General features: G+C 47.2%; 16 protein-coding genes. 2 read left to right on the top strand and 14 right to left on the bottom strand.

Annotated features, from left to right (window positions below):
* Positions 1 to 69: 69 nt before the first annotated feature.
* The 7 genes from ACR8BL_RS27010 to ACR8BL_RS26980 all read right to left on the bottom strand — a co-directional run bounded on the left by ACR8BL_RS27010 (position 70) and on the right by ACR8BL_RS26980 (position 9,358).
* On the bottom strand, positions 70 to 474 hold the full coding sequence (locus tag ACR8BL_RS27010; RefSeq protein WP_434750384.1) for a hypothetical protein: 405 nt from the start codon (positions 472 to 474) through the stop codon (positions 70 to 72).
* A 651-nt stretch (positions 475 to 1,125) separates the two neighbouring features.
* Positions 1,126 to 2,073: a hypothetical protein gene (locus ACR8BL_RS27005; RefSeq protein WP_434750383.1), complete on the bottom strand. Its 948-nt coding sequence runs from the start codon at positions 2,071 to 2,073 to the stop codon at positions 1,126 to 1,128.
* Between the two features lie 8 nt (positions 2,074 to 2,081).
* Complete coding sequence (locus ACR8BL_RS27000; RefSeq protein ID WP_434750382.1) at positions 2,082 to 3,449, bottom strand: nucleotide sugar dehydrogenase; 1,368 nt, start codon at positions 3,447 to 3,449, stop codon at positions 2,082 to 2,084.
* Between the two features lie 108 nt (positions 3,450 to 3,557).
* Positions 3,558 to 4,361 carry a response regulator transcription factor gene (locus ACR8BL_RS26995; RefSeq protein WP_434750381.1) on the bottom strand — a complete coding sequence of 268 codons (804 nt, stop codon included), beginning with the start codon at positions 4,359 to 4,361 and terminating at the stop codon, positions 3,558 to 3,560.
* Between the two features lie 33 nt (positions 4,362 to 4,394).
* Entirely contained in the window at positions 4,395 to 5,795 is a 1,401-nt protein-coding gene (locus ACR8BL_RS26990) for a glycosyltransferase family 2 protein (protein WP_434753266.1), read from the bottom strand.
* A 22-nt stretch (positions 5,796 to 5,817) separates the two neighbouring features.
* Positions 5,818 to 7,029, bottom strand: a complete 1,212-nt coding sequence (locus ACR8BL_RS26985; RefSeq protein WP_434750380.1) for a HEAT repeat domain-containing protein — start codon at positions 7,027 to 7,029, stop codon at positions 5,818 to 5,820.
* A 103-nt stretch (positions 7,030 to 7,132) separates the two neighbouring features.
* Entirely contained in the window at positions 7,133 to 9,358 is a 2,226-nt protein-coding gene (locus ACR8BL_RS26980) for a hypothetical protein (RefSeq protein WP_434750379.1), read from the bottom strand.
* An 870-nt stretch (positions 9,359 to 10,228) separates the two neighbouring features.
* Here ACR8BL_RS26980 and ACR8BL_RS26975 point away from each other — a divergent pair.
* Both ACR8BL_RS26975 and ACR8BL_RS26970 read left to right on the top strand, forming a co-directional pair.
* Entirely contained in the window at positions 10,229 to 11,473 is a 1,245-nt protein-coding gene (locus tag ACR8BL_RS26975) for a DNA polymerase IV (protein ID WP_434750378.1), read from the top strand.
* A complete protein-coding gene (locus tag ACR8BL_RS26970) occupies positions 11,470 to 11,823 on the top strand; it encodes a YolD-like family protein (protein ID WP_434750377.1) in 354 nt (117 codons plus the stop codon). Before ACR8BL_RS26975 ends, ACR8BL_RS26970 begins: the two co-directional genes overlap by 4 nt.
* Before the next feature lie 241 nt (positions 11,824 to 12,064).
* On the opposite strand, the gene glsA is transcribed toward ACR8BL_RS26970, so the two are convergent.
* The 7 genes from glsA to ACR8BL_RS26935 all read right to left on the bottom strand — a co-directional run bounded on the left by glsA (position 12,065) and on the right by ACR8BL_RS26935 (position 21,846).
* Entirely contained in the window at positions 12,065 to 13,006 is a 942-nt protein-coding gene (gene glsA, locus ACR8BL_RS26965) for a glutaminase A (RefSeq protein ID WP_434750376.1), read from the bottom strand.
* Between the two features lie 274 nt (positions 13,007 to 13,280).
* The gene (locus ACR8BL_RS26960; protein WP_434750375.1) at positions 13,281 to 14,459 is read right to left on the bottom strand and encodes an LOG family protein; all 1,179 of its coding nucleotides are present in this window, start codon (positions 14,457 to 14,459) and stop codon (positions 13,281 to 13,283) included.
* A gap of 174 nt (positions 14,460 to 14,633) precedes the next feature.
* Complete coding sequence (locus ACR8BL_RS26955) at positions 14,634 to 15,146, bottom strand: GNAT family N-acetyltransferase (protein WP_434750374.1); 513 nt, start codon at positions 15,144 to 15,146, stop codon at positions 14,634 to 14,636.
* Between the two features lie 360 nt (positions 15,147 to 15,506).
* Positions 15,507 to 16,754 carry an L-lactate MFS transporter gene (locus ACR8BL_RS26950; RefSeq protein ID WP_434753265.1) on the bottom strand — a complete coding sequence of 416 codons (1,248 nt, stop codon included), beginning with the start codon at positions 16,752 to 16,754 and terminating at the stop codon, positions 15,507 to 15,509.
* Between the two features lie 220 nt (positions 16,755 to 16,974).
* On the bottom strand, positions 16,975 to 17,886 hold the full coding sequence (locus ACR8BL_RS26945) for a LytR/AlgR family response regulator transcription factor (RefSeq protein ID WP_434750373.1): 912 nt from the start codon (positions 17,884 to 17,886) through the stop codon (positions 16,975 to 16,977).
* Positions 17,887 to 17,944: 58 nt separating this feature from the next.
* Positions 17,945 to 19,597, bottom strand: a complete 1,653-nt coding sequence (locus ACR8BL_RS26940; protein WP_434753264.1) for a LytS/YhcK type 5TM receptor domain-containing protein — start codon at positions 19,595 to 19,597, stop codon at positions 17,945 to 17,947.
* Positions 19,598 to 20,250: 653 nt separating this feature from the next.
* Positions 20,251 to 21,846 (bottom strand): sugar hydrolase, encoded by a 1,596-nt coding sequence (locus ACR8BL_RS26935; protein WP_434750372.1) that lies wholly within the window; start codon positions 21,844 to 21,846, stop codon positions 20,251 to 20,253.

Below are 21,846 nucleotides of genomic sequence, written 5' to 3'. Positions count from 1 at the left end.
TAGAAACAATTCACATTAAAGCCCCCAAAAAAGGGAGCTTTAATGTGAATACAAGTAACATTTAAAGTATTAGAAATTACTTCCCCAAGAACCCGCCAATGTGAAGCCTTTTTCATTCAAAAAATGATATGGCCCGTAAATACCACTCCAAAATGGCCCATGTCCATCAATGGATACTCCCCCACCAAAATAATAAGCATCCCAAGCTATTTTAGAGCAATACGTTTCTTTCTCGTAAGATCCAATTGTGTTTATCAATCCGTATTCTACCACATTTCTATAATTTGTATAATAGGAAGCAGCCCATGCACCAGCTTTGCTAGCTACACCTGAACTTGTGTAACGCATAATTTTTGTGTTTTGGTTCCTACTTTTCCATTCAGAAATTGAGATTTTCTCTAGTGGCTTGCGGTAACCACTGATTGATACAACACTTCCCCCAGCATCCGTTACAATGCCAGCGTGCCCTGTCAAACCTTTTGAACTGGTGCTGTTGGTTACTAGTACATCCCCAACACGAATAGGAGTTGATGTTCCTGGATAATACTCATCTGGTATTGTAAATATCCCTACTGATTCATCTTTTTGTTCTGTAATAACTGTATTATTACTTTTGAAATCTGAAGCTCGAGATTCAACACTTTGTTGTTCGGCATATGTAGTTGTTTCTGCACTAGCCTATTTAGTTTCAATAAACCATAAATAAAATAATCGTAATACATCTTTTCAATCATTCAATACAGGGCTCAAGTCTTGATTAACACTTTTACAGAGAACTTAAATCCCCTCTTTTGACCTATGTCCTATTCCATTCTAATCCAGTGGATAGATATTGGACGATACTTAAAACGCAAACCTTAGCCATACAATCTATCTTCGATTTAGTTACAAGAATATTAGACTGACCTGATTGGACTAGACTCTTAGAGATTGAAGTAGTCCGAATCAACCTTTTTGGGTATGTTTGTAACCAGTATAATTCGAAATGTCATTAATAACATATTAATTGTTATAGGTAAAAAAACTCCTGAGTGCGAGATTTAACTCCTCGCACTCAGGAGAGAAAGCTTTCATCATTTTATGATTTCTCACAATCTATTATATACTTCTCATCTGTGCGTCTGCTCAATCAGTCTTCCCGGGCGACTCCTCTTTCGATTCCCCGGTCTTGCGGGCAAGCGGAATGCCGTTTTGCTTCGCATACCAGGCCTCATAATGATGCACAGCCACACCTGCAAACGATGAATGCGGAGCGCCCAGCTTGAACACCTTCTGCATCTCTTCATCCATATTGCTAAGTGGTTTGCGGAAAAAGGTCAGATGATCCCCCTCGTGTGTATCCGCGAGTTCTGCACCAATCCAGACCTTCTTGCCCAAATCATCGGCTTCGGCCAGCTCTTCCTTGGACAAATCATACATCTGCTGTCCGCTATCCCGATAAGCCATAATCGCCACCGCATCAAAACGGGAAATAACCCAGCGACTTAATGTTTCTTTGCCTCCCGCCGATTGACGGGCATCGAGCCAGAATGGAATCGCTGCACTCATATGCAGGTCTGCAGCCTTGCCGGCTTCCGTCCAGACCTCCATATTGTTCTGCCACTCGGTAATGACACTGCTCTCCTCGTTCTTCCAGCGTTTTAGCTGGTACGGCTCGACGTCGAGTTGAATGCCTTCAAAGCGTTCATTCTTGGCAGATGATGCATTGTATGCCCGAACCCGTTCAATGAAAGCAAGTCCCTCTGCCCGCTTTTCCCGGTAAGCCCAGTCCGCATGACCGTTAAGGGCATGCACTTTGATCTCGGCATTGGTCGCAGCCGCAATGAACTTGCGATAAGCTGTATCAGGTACCTCATCCTGGATTTGCAGGAAAATGGTATCCACGCCCTGTTCCTTGGAGAACGCGATAATCTCAGGTGTCTGCTTCGTAATGATGGACGTATCCCACAGCCAGGTTGCCTTGTGTTCCTCGTGAGAAAACCATTTAAACAACCAGGGCAGTAGCAGCAGGCAGAACACCACAGCCACAATAGCCCACTTAGCCTTACCTGCCAACATGCCCTGTCTTCTCATAAGTTGTCTCAGACGAGAACCGCTTCACTTTGCTCCAGCACGGGATGCTGTACCGAGTGACCGATCTTGTAAATGTGTGAATGATTGTACGTACGGAATGCATTACGTGTATCCAGAATAGGTACACCCAGTTCCGCAATATCATAATAAGGCAAGTCGCTGTGGTTGGTGATCAGCACGATGCAATCATACGTTTTGAACTGCTCCAGATTAAAGGCCTCGCTGTGCACGGTTTCGCCATGTTTGTCTTTAAATGATTCTGCATGCGGGTCATAATAGTTAACGTTTGCGCCACTTTCCTTGAACAGCTCATATACTTCCAGTCCTGGTGATTCACGCAGATCGGCAATATTCGGTTTGTATGACATGCCGAGCAGCAGAATGTTCGATTTGCGAACAGACTTCGCGTATTCATTCAGGATCGTTGACGTTTTATTCAGTACATAGTACGGCATATTGTCATTAGTGGATTGCGCCAGTTCAATGAATTTACTATAAAAACGGAATCCTTTGGCCTTCCATGACAGATACATCGGGTCGAGCGGGATGCAGTGTCCGCCAATGCCTGGACCTGGATAGAATGGCATGAAGCCAAACGGTTTTGTTGCAGCCGCGTCAATAACCTCCCAAATATCGATACCCATGCGGTCACACATCATCGCCATTTCATTCACGAAGGCAATGTTGACACTGCGGAATGTGTTTTCCAGCAGTTTGGACATTTCCGCTACTTTAGGTGAAGATACCGGAACTACAGTCTCTACATATTTGCTGTACAGCGCTGTGCCCAGCTTCAAGCAGGCTTCGGTAGTACCGCCAATCACTTTCGGTGTATTATATGTGGTGAAACGGCCGTTAGACGGGTCTACTCGTTCAGGCGAGAAGCAAAGGAAATAGTCTTTGCCTGCCTCATGTCCGATCTTGTCCAGTTCTTGCTGGATCAGTTCTTCCGTTGTACCTGGATACGTCGTGCTTTCCAGTGTGATCAGCATGCCTGGTTTCATATGCAGCTTAATCTGATCTACAACCGTCTCGATGTAAGAGGTATCCGGGTCCTGGTTTTCGCTGAGCGGCGTCGGTACGCAGATACTCAGTGCATCAATGACACGCAGCATGCTGTAGTCCGTGGTGGGCTGGAAACGGCCGCTTTGCATTACTTTTTTCAATTCGTCGGACGAAATATCGTGAATATAGGAATCTCCATTGTAGATGCTGTCGACTTTGGAAGCATCCAGATCGATACCAATGACGGTAAATCCTTGGTTGACCATCTCCACCGCAAGGGGAAGGCCAACGTAACCGAGGCCGACAACGCCCAGTACCGCTTCTTTATTTTCGATCGCGTTCAGTAAAGTGTGAAATTGTTGATTCTCCATGATATTCCCTCCGCGCAATATATTTGATGTTAAAGTGTAAAAAAATAGTTCAGATCATATAGATGTAGTTGTAACTGTACTCCTTGTGACTCTAATTCTGATCATCTTCTAGTGCAGGCAGCGTCTGATCCGGGCGTCCAGCTCCACAGGAGAGAACGGCTTCGTCATATAATCGTCTACCCCGCTGCGGAAACACTGGCTGATCGTCTGTTCCACCCGCTGTTCAGTCAATACGACGATTTTCGGCGGTTGCTCCATCTCCAGCTTCTGGATATGGTGAATGAATGGAAGCCCATCGATGCCATACAGATTCAGCTCGGTCAGCACCAAGTCAGGTGTTACTTTTTCGATCAGGTCTAGTGCAGCAAGTCCATCCACCGCTTCATAGGTTTCATATCCTTGCATTTTCAGACGCAGCTGCAAAAATTCACGAACCGTCGGATCGTTATCCACGATCAAAATCCGTTCCGGATCATCCGCAGTATTCTCCAATGTGTAGATATGAATCTCCGATGAATCCACAAGCTTCGAAGATTCGGCCATATGCTGAATTGTTGCCTTCGAAGGGCGCTCCCCCGGCGGGAAACTGGCCAGCGTGATCTGCGGATCAGCACCAGGAAGACTCTCCTGCAGCTCCTGCTTGATGCGAAGTCCTTCATAGTGAACCTCATCCAGCGAAAGCCCTGGAAGAAGCACGGCCATTGCCTGTGTATGACTATCCTCCCACACCTGGAATGACGGATATCCCGCTTGCTCCAGATGTGTCCTGACCTGCTGCTCCGGCTGAACCTGCCCTGCACAGTGAATGAACATTAAACCACAAGCTTCGGCACCCGTTTCCTTCAATCCCTGTTCTACGTTGCGGTATACATTAACGGCAGCCTCACGCTGCAATGTCGCCGTATTTGGCATGTTCTTTTCCACCCTTCTATAATGTTGTTACTATTAAGCCGCCTTGCTGGCGTCCTTGGATTCCTCAGACCAGCTTTGACGTGTCATCGTGCCCCATGAATTGTTGTTTTGCAAAAACTGAATGTGTCCCTGCAATCTCCACAGCACACCGAGTTGATGATACCCCACAAATTTCAGAGCGGAGTAGACAAGCATTTTGACCAGATCGGAGAGCTTGTTGTACCGTTTGAAAGCAATCTCCTCCAGAATCAAAGCCCCTACACTCAGCAGATATCCACTCACGAAGTTCAGCAATCCAAACAGAACGAGAACTGGCCATTGAGTCATGTCCAGAAGCACATATCCTGCCAGAGCCAAAAGTCCGGTAATTCGGAAGTACGGATTCAATGCTTCAAAAATAACGTTATATGGCATGGTAATCATACCCATCACCTTGTATTTCGGGTTGAACAACATACCGCGATTCTCCAGCATGTTTTTCAAATTCCCGCGGCCCCAGCGTTTGCGCTGGCTGGACAGAATGCGGTAAGAATCCGGCGCCTGTGTCCAGCAAACGGCCTCAGGACAGAAGGCGACGCGGTATTTCAGTTTATTTTCCAGCATATAGCGGTGAAGCTTGATAATGATGTTCATGTCCTCACCCGGATACCCATCGCGGTATCCGCCTACAGCAATAACTGCATCCTTACGAAACATACCGAATGCACCGGAGACGATGATCAGACCGTTCATATGACTCCAGCCAATTCGTCCGCCGAGGAAAGCTTTCAAATACTCGATAGATTGGAACATTGGCCAAATCTTACGTGGCAAGGATACGTCCTGTACTGCCCCGTTTTCGATTTTGCAACCATTGGCAATGCGGACATCCCCGCCGATCGCCACGGTTTCTTCCGGATTCTCCATATACATGCGTGCCATGCGGATCAGGGCGTCCTTCTCCAGAAGTGAATCGGCATCGATGGAAGAGATTAGCGGATAATGGGACAAGTTGATCCCTGCGTTGAGGGAATCGGCCTTACCGCCATTTTCCTTATCGATCACATACAGATCCGGGAAGTCCGGGTTATGATAGATACCACGAATGGTCTTACAGGCAATTTTCCCGCGAATCTGCGTATTCGGTACCAGTTTCAGTCGGTATTCCTCTAACAGCACCTTTAAGGTGGAATCGCTGGAGCCATCATTCACTACAATGACTTCATACGTTGGATAGTTCAGTGTCATCAGGCAGTTTACATTTTCAATAATCGTCAGTTCTTCGTTGTACGCTGGCACCAGCAAGGACACCGAAGGTACCAGTTCCGAGCCGGATAACGTATTGTACTTCGAGTAGTGTGACCTCCGGAAGATCGTCCAGATATTACGGAATGATAAGGCCAGTATGGAAAAATAAAGCGTATTAACAAACACCACATAATAGATGGCGACCATACCATAGATGAGCAATAGATCTCTAAGCAGTGTAATCCCCTCCTACTGTTGCAACGCCTGCACGTTTTTTAGGTGTACGGTTCTCACCGCGTACAGAGCCAAAATAACGTTCGTACAACAGTCTTTGTTTGTTATGTGCAATCATCTGTTCTACCGCTTTCGGGTCGGTTACGGATTGCTGCATCATGCTCTCAATCTGTTGCATCGCAATCTCGCGCTCCGCACCTGTTCCTTGCACAGCTACCTGACACAATGCTTCGAATCCCGGTTCACCCAGCTTACTCAAGCTTTCCGCACTGTTGTAGCGGACTCTCCAGTCTTCATCACGAAGTGCCTTGCGAAGCAACGGAATGCTGCCTGAAGCATGCTTCGAGCCAAGCGCCTGTACCACTTCCGCGCGGACTTCCGGGTCCGAATCCTGAATCAGCTTCAGAATCGTCTCATCCTTGAGCGCCGGACTTGCACTGAGATACAGCTTCACCGCTTCGGCACGTACATCCTGATGCTCTGCTCCAACGAGTCTGTGCAGTGCAGGCATTACTTCTGGCACCGCTTGTCCCCACATGGCCACAAGTCCGACTTTGACAAAATCAGGGTTGCGATCCTCCAGCAGCTCAAGGAGAATGCGGCTTGTATCCAGGTTAGCTTCCAGCAAAATATCCGCGGCCAGATGATGAATCGATTTTCCTTTGGTCAAAAGCAGTGCAAGCATGTCTTTCAGCTCGCCATGCCGGGTTGTGCATCTCGCAATCGAACGTCCAATCATGATGGCCATCGGACCCGGCTTCTCATCCTTGAGCAGTTCCATTAAACCTGGAACTGCTTCGGGACAGCGCATGCCTCCCAGACGATATGCTGCATCAATCTGACGTCCGTAACGCAGGCGGCTCAGCTCTTTCAGATCGTGTTCGACAAACCCGGCCTCGCGGCACAATTCGATCAGCTTGTCACGATACTCTCCCTTGAACTGTTCAATCCATTCAATCAGCTTGTCCTGAATAACCCGGCGTTCTAGCGGCGCCAGCTTTCCTGGCGGCAGCTTAAGTGGACTGTTCTCCGTCAATGCGGTCTGCAAATACGTGAAATAGTCCCGTTGCTTCATTTCATACAAAGCGGTTTTTCGTCGTTTGCCGTTGTGGGACATTTTCATGGCAAACAGAACGATGACGCCTACAATCACAAGTGCAATGCAGGCGATCAAAAACCAATAGGCCAAAGCTAAACTCTGGAACATGTGAAAAAGTCCTCCTTTTATACTCGCTTATGATGTTCTATGCTGTTGGTTCCATCAAGGGATTCGCTAATTTAGCCCACCTATATCCCTTGCTAAATCTTATTTATTCAATCTGAAAACTAGGCATTTTTTCGTAACTCTGCCGCATTTTCTCATAACTTAGCTTCAGTCTCTCGCTATACTTAACTTGCTCCCAAGGTTTCCAGCTGTAGACGGGTAAAGTTTTTAAATCCAGCGTGGTTTGCTCGCCTCCAGGCCATGATACCTGTTTCGTGGAACGATTGGTCAGCCACGGGATCAAAGTAATACCTTCAACCGTAGTTGTAGAAAACTCACGTCCGTTTTTCAACGGTCCGTACTGGATCGCCTGCAAAGAGCTCGGATCACCAAAACCAAGTAACATCCACGGAATTCGCATCTCCACCTGATTGCCGTTATATTGCCAGGCTGTTAACGAATCGGTGTCTGTCTGTCCTGGAGCTGTCGTGCCTCGCTTCAACGTGCCGACGTTCTCCGCCATGAATGGATGCGCCGAACGTGTATCCGGCGGGGTCATCTTCAGATTGACAGCCAGTTCCCATGGATGGAACGGATCGGCTGACTTCAATTGCTCGGCTGGGATCATGTTATACCCGTCCTTGCCATACAGACGATGGTTAAAATCATAGTCCTTCGCAATCTGTACCTGAGACTCGTTATCCTTGCCCAGTGTAATGACCGTTTCCAGGCCATCACTTAGCGTTTTGCCTGGCAGTATGTTGCTTGGCTGACTGCCTCCGGCAAGGGTGTCTGTTCCAATACGAAGCACCGTCTCCTCGGGGTCAAATGGTTGATCAAGCGTCAGGCCCACATACAGGTAAGCTTCATCATGGATCATTTTCATTTCCTGGATACCACTCACTTGCCCTTGCCAGACCTTGACATCTTCTTTCTTCAGCTTGTCCCAGTCATCCAGCTTGCCATCAATGGTCAGTTGTTCCTGTTTCCCTGGGTCCATGGCGAGCAAACCAAACATCTTCTCATTCGTCAGAACGTTTAGCCAGTACGCCCGGCGATCTGCCGGAATTTCCAGCGGCATCGTGTTCCAGGTCTTTTTAAACCACTCATCCTGCCACATAAACAGAATCGCTCCCGCGTAGCCTTCATCATAGATATCCTGCGTCAGCGAAGCATCGATGTCTCCCTGCTGTACCTCGTTATGCCCGCCTTGATTTCGACCACCCATGCCCAGATGAGAAATACCAAGTGAGGACGGCACACCATACTCTGTAATCATTACAGGCATATCGGAAAACTCGGCTTTGAGTTTGTGCAGATAGCTTTTGTACGTGTTGTACTCGCCCTTTTCATCCTTGACGGTTTGCAGTGTCTTATCAACGTGGAACAGATCCGGATAATACGGGTACACGTGGTAGGCAGCAAAATAACCTCCATCCCATGCTTCTGGCAAAATATGCCGTGCATCCACACTGACGAGATCCTCTTCATAAAGCGGCTCTCCCGGATGATCCAGCACATCGGTTGTGACCCAGTTGGTGAACGTCATCGGATGTTCCCATCCATACTTTTTCTCCTGAACCGCCGTATAGTCCAGCAGTTCTGCCAGCCAGTTTTCGAACGGTGAAGCCTCTGCGCTCCCGGAAAAATGAACACCTTTGTACTGCGGCGCATCTGCATGCACCTTGTTGGTGTTGTCCACCATCGCCGGGTCCCACTCGGTACCTACATGCCAGGCCATCAAGTATTTCCCTGCATTCGTTTTATATTTGCCGCTGGATTCTCCATTCTTGGCAGGAATGTCGGCATCCCCATACACGGCGGATACGGCCTTTTCTATCTCCTGCTTGAACCTCTGTTCGATATGATCGGCGTAGGCATCCCGCTTCTCGATCAATTCCTCCTCAGGTGACCATATGCCTTGTATAAAATATAACGGTTGCTCCCGGCCACGATTATAATCGACCAGTGCGGAGTAAAAAATAGGCTGGTGGACGGTGTAGACCCGAATCACATTCGCGCCCAAATCCTGAATCTGCTCAAACCAGCGAAGGTAATCTTCCTCGGTGAGCGGAAACTCTCCCGGGTAATGCCCTGGTGATGTCGCTCCCAGGTTCACCCCTTTGACGAACATTTCCTTCCACGTTCCATCCGGCCCATACTGCATGAACCGGTCTCTGTCGGTCTTGAATTTCATCTCCGTACCGTTCTCCGCTGTATACGTAACAAGCTTTGGCTGCATGTAATGCCATCCGGCAAGTAAACCACCCGTCAGCACTACCGCTCCTGTCAAAGCTGTCAGTAACCAGCGTCTTCGTCGTTGTCTGCTCATGACTTCTGATTGCTCACCTCTCTAGTATGCATCCTGCTCCCCATGATTCAGGTTCATGTATTTAGAATGAACCCGTACAGGAAACATACGATCATTCCGCTTCGGATGTCCGCTTGGTAGAGATGTCAGCGGTGTAGTTCTCACTATAGCGCTAAGCCTCTGCATTGTAACTAGGCTGATGGAAGCAAACATGATATGGAACGTTCTGCCCATACACGGCCAGTTGCACCATCAGTCAGCACACCAAGGCAGCTGTTCCGTTTGCGGTCTTTTTACATTCATGATCTGCCGTAAAGCACAGATAAATGCACTGCTGTTCCTGCACAACTTCGCTTGATATTGTTATGTGCAACGCGGATGCAGGCACCTTTCCCCCGAAAAACATATACCCCATTAAACGCGATTATAATTTTAAAGTTGCGCGTTTTTTACAGTATTAACCATAAAGATTACAAAATTGATACTATAGTCCGATAACGCATCAATGAAAATCCGCGTCACATCAAGGTTTTCTGAAAAGTGCTGAAAATGAAAAAAGGACATCAGTCCCCCTATATAGGACTCTGTCCATGAACAACTCTTTTACAAAAATCAAAATGAACTACTGGTCATCACCCGTAGGTCACAGATCTCTCACATTAAATGTAAAAAGGTATATCTTATTTCCTAATTATTGACTCTAATCGGGCAATCGTATAATTGTGTCCAATTTGCAAAATAATTCCGGTTGCCGCATTTGAAATTGTCCTATATGCTTATAAAACAAGAACACTTGTTCCATACTGTAAATAAACTGTAAATGAACAGCTCTCTGCAAGGATTAGACGACAGGAGCAGCATCAAGAATTGCAGATAAGGAGAGGAAACATCATGCCCCGCCAAGACAGACGTGTCATCATGCTGGCAGACTGCCAGTCGTTCTATGCCAGTGTGGAGAAGTCTGCACATCCCGAGTACAAGGATCGCCCCCTCGTTGTAGCCGGCGACCCGGCCAGGCGTTCGGGTATTATTCTGGCAGCGTGTCCTCTCGCCAAGTCCTATGGTATTACAACCGCAGAACGGCTGGGCGAGGCGCTTGCCAAATGTCCTGATGTCGTCGTTATTCGCCCAAGAATGGCCGAATACATTCGTGTATCCCTTCATATTACACGTATCCTTCAGTCCTATACCGATCTGGTCGAGCCCTACAGCATTGACGAGCAATTTCTCGATGTCACCGGAAGCCTGGATCTGTTCGGCAGTCCCGAAACCATTGCACGCAGCATTCAGTCCCGGGTCATGGATGAAACGGGCGTTTACATTCGGATCGGGATCAGCGATACCAAGGTCGTCAGTAAAATGGCCTGTGACCTGTATGCCAAAAAAGTCCCCGGAGGTATCTATACCCTGCCACGGAAAGATGTGCCCTCCACAATCTGGGAAAAACCTGTACGTGATATGTTCATGGTTGGTTCACGTATGGCACAGCATCTCTACAAGATGGGCGTTCATACGATTGGTGATCTGGCGAATACACCGCTGTCCCGGCTCAAAGAGCGCTGGGGTGTGAACGGTGAAGTGTTATGGCGTATCGCACGCGGTATGGATGATTCTCCCGTGAAACCCGGGACATATACCCACCAGCAGCAAGGCATCGGACATCAGATGACACTACCTCGGGATTACGAGACCTGGGAAGAAATCAAAGTTGTGCTGTTGGAGCTGGCAGAGCTGGTCAGCCGGCGTTCCAGGGACAAATCACTCATGGGGCATGTTGTTTCGGTCGGATGTCGCGGACAGGATTACGATCGGCCAACCGGCTTCTCCCGTCAGATGAAGGTGAATGAACCGACCAACATTACGGATGAAGTATATGATGCGGCGGCAGCTCTGTTCCTGCGCCATTGGGACGGACTACCCATAAGGCGTATCCATGTGTCCCTCAGTGGACTTGTGCCCGATTCAGAAGTACAGCTGTCCTGGTTTGACGACCGCGAACGCAAGAGAGAGCTGGAACGAGCCACGGATGATATCAAGCGCAAGTTCGGGGATACCGCCATCATGCGCGCATCGTCCCTCTGCTCATCTGCACAGGCACAGGAACGTTCTCACAAAATTGGAGGTCACTATAAATGAGTAAAAAATTACAGCAAAACGGACTTTTTGAATCCTCACGCATGATGCTTCCTGAACATCGGGAAGCTTATATTCTTCACCAGGAGCAGCTTGCTCCTCGCACTCGTCCCTCCCTGGATGCTCAGGCCGCAGATGAAATGTCCCGGTTGCTTAGTAACTCTATGGTACTTGGCGACCGTGTTACCATTACCCTGTTCCATGAGCATGACGATGTTTGTTTTACCGGACGTGTGCTTAGACTGGATCGCCCTGCCCGTACGCTCAGATTACTAACCGATGACGGAAGTCGGGATCTTCAGATGAATCTCATTACAGGTGTAACACCAGCAGGTGAATGGATGGATGAGTGAGATTGTGAATTTAGTATAGTAAATGAGCATTTCTTCACATCCTTATATTGTGGAAACTCCATGATAGATGCAGCAGCTTTACGTGGTACAGGACTGAATCCCTACGATTATTCTAGGGTAATACAAAAGCAGTCGATAAAACCGATGTTCGTGCACCCCGCCTCGTTCAAAAGAAGCAAAATGCCCGTAATCTGATTCATCCACTGCTTAGAATGGTAACTATTACGTTGCTTTTTTAATATCAGAAGAAACTCCAGTCAAACTCTTTGGACAGACGCTCCAGCAAGTGAACGCCAGCGAGGCTATTGCCTTTACGATTGAGTGCCGGTCCAACCACACCGATGCCGAATTGTCCCGGAACCAGCGTCAGAATACCACCGGAAACACCGCTTTTGGCAGGCAAACCAACCTCGATGGCGAATTCACCAGAAGCATTGTACATCCCGCAGGTGGTCATAAAGGTTTTGGCAATCTGCACATAACGACGGGGAATAAGTTCTTCGCCTGTAATCGGATCGGTTCCATCGTAAGCAAGAACAAGCGCCATGCGAGCCAGGTCAGCACAGGTCACTTCAATGGAGCAATGGCGGAAATACACCGCAAGCACATCTTCTACATCATCTTTGATGACACCGTTATGTTTCAGAAAATAGGCGAGGGAGCGGTTCAGGTGACCACTTTCCGATTCGGAGCGAAAAACATCTTCGTTATAACCCAGTCGTTCATTGTGGGCTAATTTGCGGAAAAATTCGAGAATACGGCGGGACTTCTCTTCCTTACAGTCACCACCGACGAGAGAGGATACGGTAATCGCACCCGCATTAATGAGGGGATTAAATGGAATGCCTGGTTCAACCAGTTCCAGCTTGATCATGGAGTCATAATCATCACCGGTTGGTTCTTTTCCTACATTAAAAAAGACCGCTTCTTCTCCATGATCCATCAGGGCTAGAATCAGGGTGAACACTTTGGAGATACTTTGCATCGTAAAAGGAACACCGCAATCCCCGGCGGACACATGGTTTCCTTCAGCGTCCATAATATGTATACCCAGATCATCCTGCGATGCTTTGACCAGTTCCGGAATATAGGAAGCTACTTTTCCCTGTCCCGTATGCAGTCGGCTGGTCTCCAGCCACTCCGGCAACAGGGCATTCAGTCGTTCCATCGTTGAATCACTCATATGTCATCTCCTCCACTTTGATCTATAGAAGTATCCCACACGAGATACTAGCCCTGCAATACAACACAACGCTGTACTCACACAAGACACCTTATACTCCTTATTCTATCCTATGCATTACCCTGTGGTACGTGAAGTTACACGAATTTCTACCGGGAAAACAAAAAAAGCTGCTAGAGTGACAGCTTTTATGGGGACTTTGTTCTATTCTCTGAATCAGGTCGTTCGTGGATCACGATGGGGACTGTCCCTTCATTTTTCCAAATTCCATGAATCATATTTCAGTCTTGTTTCCTCGCTGGTTAACAAAATCTTCTGCTCTTTCAGCCATAAGCTCCGAATCAATATTGCTAATGCCAATTCTGGCAAGTTTGTGCACGACCTGACTCGCGGATTGTGCATTTTCAATAATGATATTTACGGCTTCATCAGCATCATCAACAACGCGAATATAACGTTTAAATTCCTCTTCTGTCATATTTTTCGTACCGACAAAAAGTGAATAAAGCAAACCCATCACTGGCATGTGCAGCCTTTCATCCGGGGTTTCTGAATTTGTCCAGAACTGGCTGTCAAGAAACAGCATTGAAGTAATTGGAGCCTTATTATACGCGTCATTCTCACGGTAATAGACTTGAGCAGCGTCCTGGAACACTTCCTGGATTGTGCCTCCCCGCCCCTCCGAAAAAATGATACCGCATGAAGCCAGTGTAAGAAGCACATCTTCCCGTATACTGTTGAGGAAGTATTTCGCAACGTGGGTAGCAAACGGAGTAAACGGCTCGTGGCCATAATGCCAGGTCGGCAGTGCCAAACTGTAATTGAGTGGGCTGAGTTGATCCTTGAGTTCATTTGCTATTTCCCATGCGGGAAGCATCCACCTATGGAGCTTACTTAACAATTCTTCATTAAAGGTCTGCCCATCTTTACCGATAATATTGCTCATGTTTTGCGGGAATTCAGCGAACGGTTCCTTTTCCAAACGATTCATTGCAGATTCAAGGCAGTCTGCTGACCGTCCAGCGTGAAGAGCACCAAGATGTGTTGCTTCCATACAACCAGGTCCGCCACCGCTAACGACAATAAAACCCGATTCTGATAGCTTCTGGGCAATTCGTGCTACTTTACGATAAGTTTCGCTTCCACGTTTCTCGCGATGTCCTCCCATAATTGCAACAGGACGACGGCCTGCCTGTAACTCCGTTGCCAGAAATCCGTTCATTTCGCGAACAACGGATGTATCATGCACAGCCTCCATCATCGCAGCATAAGGATCTGAGACGGTTGTACCTCCTTGTTGATGAAAATATGTAAAACACCGAAAATCTGGCGTGACTAATAGACTCCGTGCATCATCCGCATGAAAACCCTTAAGCAACTCAAATGGAGTATAAAGCTTATCATGAATAGGGTTAAACGGAGGATGCGTAATCCATTCCAATGATTTTATCATATGCTCTCCTTTTACATGTAATTTAGGGGCCGCTCTATCTTATATAGATTGCACAGAAAAAAGCCGCTTTATAAGCGGCTACAGTATATACTTTATCTCTGAAAAGGTTAAGAATAGCCATTAGTCATTCAAAGCACATGTTTTACCATGTACTTTCATGTGTATCTAACGTCTTTATCTGTTAGGACTCAGATTCAATTCCAGAATCTCCCCAGGCAGTCCATCATAGTCCCCCACCCAAGTCGATTCAAAGTTCTGTCTAAGCAAAATCTGACGGGATGCCGCATTGGAAGGATCAATAACGGCATATAAAACCTCAATACCTGCAGCCTGAGCCTGAATAATCAGGCGGGACGCAATCGCTGTCCCCTGACCTTTGCCCCAATGCTCCGGCAGAATCATATATCCCATCTCTGCCCGGCTTGGATTATCTTCATCCAGATCTGCCCGGCTTGGATTATCTTCATCCAGAATCAATTTGGCGTAGGCCACACCTCCATCATCCTGCGTGGTCACCCGATAGTGCCCACATATCGAACGAAGGTTATAATCTATCATGGAATCGAACTGTGTTCTCGCTTCCGCCTCCGGAATCGCACGCTCGGTAATCTGCTTCATGACGTCCTCATTGGAAACGAGTGCATAATAATGTTCAAAGTCCGGTTCTGTGTATTTTACAAAGTTCATGAATATGCCTCCTTGGGATAGATCATTTCAATGTAATCGTGTAGCAGTTGTGCATCGTGATACCACGTCATCGAAGCGCAGTTTGTCTTCGATTCACCTTGATTATAACAGAAGCAAAGGTATCAATGCACATATCGGGATTTACGTCAGCATGGTTACGTATGTACTACACTCGACAGCGAGGCTTTGGGCATTGGTGGAGCTCTTTCAAAAAGCAAAAAACGGCCTCATCTGAGACCGCCTGCCATGAATCTGATCTTGGTTTTGTATTTGTTGTTGGCCCAATGCGAAGTCCAATCGCAACGTCTCTGGGATGTTATGATACATATCTGCGGACCTGTACAACGGATAAACTACAACCTAGCTAGCCCGGGAAGACGGGTTAAGCTGCATCTGTTTTTTATGGGAATCACGTGCCCGCAGGCTCGTACCCGGAGGTGTGATGATCAGTGCCATCAGCAGTGATACCGCACAGAGTACAGCGATAACAATAAAGGTGAGATGGAATCCACCCAGCAGCGCGCTGATGAATGATCCCGCCAGAGCACCCAATCCAAACCCTTGGTAGATGACGCCATAGTTTTTGCTTTGATTTTTCAAACCGAAGTAATCAGCCACAATCGCTGGGAACACGGTAATGTTACCGCCGAAGCAGAAGGCAATGGCTGCTACACAAGCGAAGAAGATTCCAAAGTTCAGCGGCACCAGACTCAGCGTCATGACCGCTACGGCTGTAACCAGGAGCGCTCCGGCGATGACCTTCATCCGTCCTACTTTATCCGACAACGCACCCAGAATAATACGGCCCGCCGTGTTACAAATCGCAACCATCGCTACCGCATTCGCAGCCGTTGCTACATTAAGACCTACGAGCTGCACGCCAATATCTTTAACAATGCCGATCAGATAGAGACCGCTCATACAAGCCGTGAAGAAAATACCGAAGAGCATATATGCTTCTTTCGTGCGAAGCATTTCTTTAACTGTATACTCATGACGAACTTCTGCTGTTTTCACACCAGAACCCTCTTTGACACTTGCCGGAGACTGCTCCCGAACCACCGCTTCTCGGATCAGGAATGATCCGGCAACAACCAGTGCAAGCACGATAATCCCCCAGTACATAAAGGCTTGCGCCGGACCAACCGCACCAATCAGGGCGGAGTTCACATATTTGAACAACAGACTGCCCGTACCGAAGGCACCCACCGAGATACCCGATATCAGTCCTTTACGTTCAGGGAACCACTTGATCAGGTTGGACAAAGACGTGATATATGCCGTACCGTCCGCAAACCCGACCACAAAACCAGCCAGCAGATACAGCAGCGTTAACGAGCTAACCTGTGAACTCAGGATAAGTCCTACCCCCAGCACAATCCCGGCTACACGGATCAGGCGCCGGAGACCCCAGCGCTCCTGCAATCGTCCTGCAAACAACGTAGCAAATGCCAAAGCAAAACTCGTAATCGAAAAAGTTATCGCGACCGAGCTGACGTCCCATCCGAAACGATCAGACAGCGGTTGATTAAATAAACTCCAGGTGTAGATAGTGCCAAGCCCCATTTGTACAATAATCGTACCCAGTACAATAAGCCAGCGGTTCATTTTTATTGATGATGTCGTTGTTGAATTAGATGCTGATGAAGCGGATGAAATAGCTGCTTTCATCGTAATCTCCCCTTTGCGATGTCTGTAACATGTTGAACATTCTCTTGTACCGTTAAAGGTAAGGTACTTGAATGCGTTCACAAGACCATCATACATGAAAGGGGATTCATCAAACCGTTCTGAGCATGAGTTGCATCAGATGCGGAATGAAATGCCGTTATATGCGCATGAGCTGCCTGAATTCTTTGACCTTGCCACGACTGACTGGCACTTCAGCTTCCAGATCACGCAGACGGAGCAGATACGTATTGTTAAACCAAGGCACAATCTCACGAATTTGAGAAAGGTTAACGAGATAGGAACGATGGCAGCGGAAGAAAGTATCCTGCGGCAAGCGGCTGTGAAAATCCGATATGCTGACCGGCATCGTGAACTCCCCATTTTTGGTATACACTTTGGTGACTTTCTCCTGAGCCTCTGCATAATAGATATCCGCCGAATCCGTCACAATGATGTTATCGTTACGTAACAGATTGATCCGTGTTCCCGTCAGATGATCCGCCGCCTGTGATGGAGAATTAGAAGATATCGGTCGTTGCTCCAGTCCTTGCTGGGTCTGCGGTATGCCAGACCGAATCTGATCTTGTCTTTGGGTATATCCTTGTTCCACTCCAAGTCCATGTGCCGATTCATATCCTTGTACACGTCGATATGCCTGATCTTCCCCTTGTAGATCCCCAAGCATGCTCTCACTTTGCTCCTGATCCCGCTTGAAGGTCAGTTCCAGCTTGTGTAGCATGGTTGCGATCCGTTTCTCGTCATAGGGCTTCAAAATATAATCAAAGGCTTCCAGTTCAAAAGCCTCAGCCGCGTGCTCCTTATACGCAGTCGTAAATACAATGTAAGGTTTACGTGCAAATTTGCCAATATGGTGCGCCAGCATCATGCCATCCAGCGAAGGAATGTTAATATCGAGAAAAAGCACATCCACTTCCTGCTCCTGTAAAAACTTGAGTACATCCAGACCATCTTCCAGACAATCCACAACCTGAATCTGGCTATGCTCCTGAATCAGATAACTCAGTTCCTCACTTGCCGGAATTTCGTCTTCTACAATCAACGCTCTCATCCTTCTGTTGTCTATCGCCCGCAACATTCCTTCATCTAACGCTTTCATCGCTCCATCATCACCTTGTTATGACATCTCCTTTGGGTACATCAAATAAAATCTCGGTCCCTTGCTCCAGTCTTGTAATCGTTAGTCCTTGTCCGTATATCAGTTTCACGCGCCGATGCACGTTATACAGTCCAATCTGGTTGCCCGGCATGCGGTCATGGTAGACCTTTTCAATAATATCGGCGTTGATGCCTGCTCCTGTATCACTCACGCTAATACGCACGAAATCAGGATGATCCTGTACCCGAATCCGCACGGTTCCGGGACCCTTGACCTTCAGAATGCCATGAATAATCGCGTTTTCCACAAGCGGCTGAATGACCAGGCTTGGAATATGCACTGCCACTTCATCAATCTCGTAGATAACCGTGAGTCTGCTGCCGAAGCGCGCTTTTTCAATCTCGACATAGTTGCGGACTTGCTCCAGTTCCTTATGAATATCAATTAACTCATCCGACAGCTCCAGATTGTAGCGCATGTAACCTGAGAGGTTAACAATCAGTTCTCGCGCACGATCAGGCTTTGTACGTATAGACGAAGCGATGGCATTTAACGCATTGAACAGAAAGTGAGGATGAATCGTCGTCTGTAGTGCACGTAGTTCCGCTTTATTCGCCGCAGCTTTAATCTCCTCTACGCGAGATACCTCCATCTGGGTGGAGATAATCTGGGAGAGTCCTACCGCCATCGTTTGTAGTGGATACGTAATTTTATAGGCTTTGCGATAATAGATTTTGAGTGCACCCGTCACATCGCCCCGTTCTTTGAGCGGTATAATCAGCAGCGAGTGGATATCCGGGGTTTTCTCATCCGTTACATCATTACTTATCGTAATTTCCCCGCTGGATATCGTCTTCTTTGTCATTTCACTAATAATTTCATTGCCAATATGATAGCGTTCCTCACCAAAACCAACATAAGCCAAAACATTCCGGGTATCCGTAATTGCTACCGCATCGGCCTGGATATCCTCTTGAATGATTTTGCATATTTTACGGAGCGATTCCTCGTCAATCGAGCGGAAGTAAGGCAGTGTTTTATTCGCAATCTCCAAAGCCAACTTGGCCTGACGACCTGCAATTAATTCCTTTTCCCCCTCCACACTCTGCACCAAAAGTATGATCAGACCAATGTTCACCTCACCCAGAATCATTGGCAATGCAATCTTGGAAACAATATCTGCTCCCAGAGGATCAGGATACGAGTAAAGAAGAATCAGCAGCATCGTGAGCGCTTCAATAATCATGCCTGCCCCGATACCGATGATCCAGCGTTTGGATTTGGGGGTGTATTTGTGAATGTAACCTGACACCAAACCCGCCAGAATACTTGTAATGAGGCATGGAATGGCAGTAATACCATCCATATCAATCAGATACCGATGCAACCCCGAGACCATGCCCGTAATAATGCCAACAGGTGCCCCAAATAATATGCCACCCGACAGAACCGCAATAATCCGCACATTGACGAGTGATCCTTCAACGTTAATTCCTGTATATGTACCAAAGATGGCAAACGCACAGAATAGCACGGTCAAGGCCGTGTATTCCTGCCATCTTAATTTGCCCTTTTGCAGAATCTGCCTGAACCGCGGCACCCGCGACAGAAAAAACAGAAATATAATCAGCAGCGCCGCCCGCTCAAACAACCCCAGCAGCATCGTAAACATTTCCAAACCATCTTCCTCCACATCTATCTGAAAAAATAACAATAACAGCGTCAGAAAACCTTCTTCCATCCCGCGCTGCGCGACATTGTATCCACACTACTCGTATGCAACAGTTTACCCTTCCCCTTGGAGGAAAGCAAAGGATATCCTGTGAAAAATAAAAAAGGCATTTCATCAAGTCACACATGACTGATGTCTCTTCTGACATGACCATTCTCTCTTAAAAGTAATATTCAATAAACTCTTAGCTCCGAAAAGAAATGTGGTATAATAAGGAAACTAATATTCGTTATATGAAGATACTGATACTACTCAACTTCTCCCAAGAAAGGTGTCCATACATGCTTGCAATTCTGCTCCTTGGTTCACTTCTATTGTTTAGTCTTATATTCTATATCTTAAAGTTCGTCTCCAGACGATCCAAAAATGCTGAACGATCCACAGGACGAATACTACAGGTCGTTTTATGTATTTCCATTCCGGTTTTGGTTATACAAGATTACATACTTGCAGAACTACCTCATAACGGAATTATCATCGCCACATTAATCGCGATATGGTTTGCAACTATGAACCCAGACCATGCATCAGTGTCCAAGAAGGCCAACCGAAAATCCGGTTGACCTCGTTCAACTGCGTTTGGATCAGCTATTAGTTGATCCAAACATTCGTCTGATAAAATAACTTGGTGTACAGCTCCAGGCGTGGCAATAACTATTGATCAAATTACTGCCGTACGGAGAATATGTCTTGTCGTCGGGATTATACAGCTCCCAGAACGTATCCGCTCCACCCTTTAACATACCGCCCCAGTATGTTCGAATCTGCGCTAAGGCCTCTTCTTTTTTTCCACACTGCAGCAGCGACTCCACATAATGGTGCATCATATAAGGCGTGTTCATTTGAATTGCTTCGTTATGATTCATTAGTCGTTGCAGCAATGGCCATGCCGCATCCGCATCCACCACTTCAGCCAGAATCATCCAGACCTGCGATGCCCATGATACCTGCCGCTCCCCACCACTAATGAAGAACCCTTGTTCCTCATCCCATAAAAATTGAAGGGCAGCCTGTTCGGCCTGCTGAACCTGCATTTGAATTTGCTTTTCCTCCACAGGCAGCCCCAGTTCCCGGGCGATCCATTGCCCTCTTTTCATGCCGTAGATCAGTATCGCCTGTGCACCTGCCTGTTTGTTCAACTGCTCATGCCAATCGAGGAAGCAATACCATGTGTCATCATCCTGCACAATGCCGCGTGCATCCAGCCTTAACAAGGCAATGTTGATCTGTTCTTTGGCAACAGGCCATAACACCTCAAGTGTCTCCCGATCCTTCGTTGCTTCGTAGTAGTCCCATAATGTAGTAATAAAAAATAGGGCATAGTCATACAAGTAGATGTCATCTACATAAGGCTCCGGTTTTTCGTACAGACACGCACCTACTTGCCCGCCTTCCAGCCTTGATCCGGCAAATAGATATAAACAGCGCTTCACCAGATCATTACAGCCAAATGTCTCATAATTGACCAAGGCTTGCAAACGCAGATCACCAATCCACAACCGTCGATCCCGCTTCGGCCCATCCTCAAATACCGTTTGCATACAATCACGAAGAGTACGAATCGATACCAGATCAAGCTGTGTGAGCTCCTCATCGATGTTTTCCGGCAATGGCGATACAGCATCCATTGATGCAGAAGTCACCGTTGTACAATAGATATCCTTGATTTGAATATCATACCGAATGGATGTGTCCAGTACTTCAATCTTCAGATAACGAAAGGCATATCGACGGTTCAATGTAACTGTTCCCGGCAGTACATCTACATTAAGCACCTCATCCTGCAACCAGGAACGACTAAGCCACCCCTCATATGTGGAAAAGTCTTCTGCAACCTCACATGGCATCTCGCCAAATGTCAATTTTAATCTTAAAGGTGCATCTGCATTGCTTCGGACGTTCAGCAGTGACAGCGTTACATAACCGACGAGATGCTGGCCAAAATCCAGTGTTATCTCGTCTCCCTTGCGCAGCGTTTGCTCGGACAAAACGGAAGCCGGACCTATCGTCTCCATTCGCCACCCCTGAAAAGCCTGTGAATCTGAAATGGAACGAACAAGATACTTTGGATATACTGTTTGTTCGTGAAGCTTCGGAATGCATTGTTGCGCCTGATCCATCCATGATTCGTTTATGATATGTTGACTCATCCTACGTTCACTTACAATCTTTTCACTCAT

This window comes from Paenibacillus amylolyticus (assembly GCF_051136285.1).
Lineage (GTDB): Bacteria > Bacillota > Bacilli > Paenibacillales > Paenibacillaceae > Paenibacillus > Paenibacillus amylolyticus_F.
The sequence above is the reverse complement of the archived record's forward strand: the minus strand, read 5'-3'. Positions and strand labels throughout refer to the sequence as shown.

Excerpts from the sequence above, each read along its gene's own strand:
- ACR8BL_RS27000 (WP_434750382.1), bottom strand. The coding sequence starts at position 3,449 with ATGGAGAATCAACAATTTCACACTTTACTGAACGCGATCGAAAATAAA.
- ACR8BL_RS26955 (WP_434750374.1), bottom strand. The coding sequence starts at position 15,146 with ATGAACTTTGTAAAATACACAGAACCGGACTTTGAACATTATTATGCA.
- ACR8BL_RS26990 (WP_434753266.1), bottom strand. The coding sequence starts at position 5,795 with ATGGTCGCCATCTATTATGTGGTGTTTGTTAATACGCTTTATTTTTCC.
- ACR8BL_RS26980 (WP_434750379.1), bottom strand. The coding sequence starts at position 9,358 with ATGAGCAGACAACGACGAAGACGCTGGTTACTGACAGCTTTGACAGGA.
- glsA (WP_434750376.1), bottom strand. The coding sequence starts at position 13,006 with ATGAGTGATTCAACGATGGAACGACTGAATGCCCTGTTGCCGGAGTGG.
- ACR8BL_RS26945 (WP_434750373.1), bottom strand. The coding sequence starts at position 17,886 with ATGAGAGCGTTGATTGTAGAAGACGAAATTCCGGCAAGTGAGGAACTG.
- ACR8BL_RS26975 (WP_434750378.1), top strand. The coding sequence starts at position 10,229 with ATGCCCCGCCAAGACAGACGTGTCATCATGCTGGCAGACTGCCAGTCG.
- ACR8BL_RS26960 (WP_434750375.1), bottom strand. The coding sequence starts at position 14,459 with ATGATAAAATCATTGGAATGGATTACGCATCCTCCGTTTAACCCTATT.
- ACR8BL_RS26995 (WP_434750381.1), bottom strand. The coding sequence starts at position 4,361 with ATGCCAAATACGGCGACATTGCAGCGTGAGGCTGCCGTTAATGTATAC.
- ACR8BL_RS26985 (WP_434750380.1), bottom strand. The coding sequence starts at position 7,029 with ATGTTCCAGAGTTTAGCTTTGGCCTATTGGTTTTTGATCGCCTGCATT.
- ACR8BL_RS26970 (WP_434750377.1), top strand. The coding sequence starts at position 11,470 with ATGAGTAAAAAATTACAGCAAAACGGACTTTTTGAATCCTCACGCATG.
- ACR8BL_RS26950 (WP_434753265.1), bottom strand. The coding sequence starts at position 16,754 with ATGAACCGCTGGCTTATTGTACTGGGTACGATTATTGTACAAATGGGG.
- ACR8BL_RS27005 (WP_434750383.1), bottom strand. The coding sequence starts at position 2,073 with ATGAGAAGACAGGGCATGTTGGCAGGTAAGGCTAAGTGGGCTATTGTG.
- ACR8BL_RS26940 (WP_434753264.1), bottom strand. The coding sequence starts at position 19,597 with ATGCTGCTGGGGTTGTTTGAGCGGGCGGCGCTGCTGATTATATTTCTG.
- ACR8BL_RS26935 (WP_434750372.1), bottom strand. The coding sequence starts at position 21,846 with ATGAGTGAAAAGATTGTAAGTGAACGTAGGATGAGTCAACATATCATA.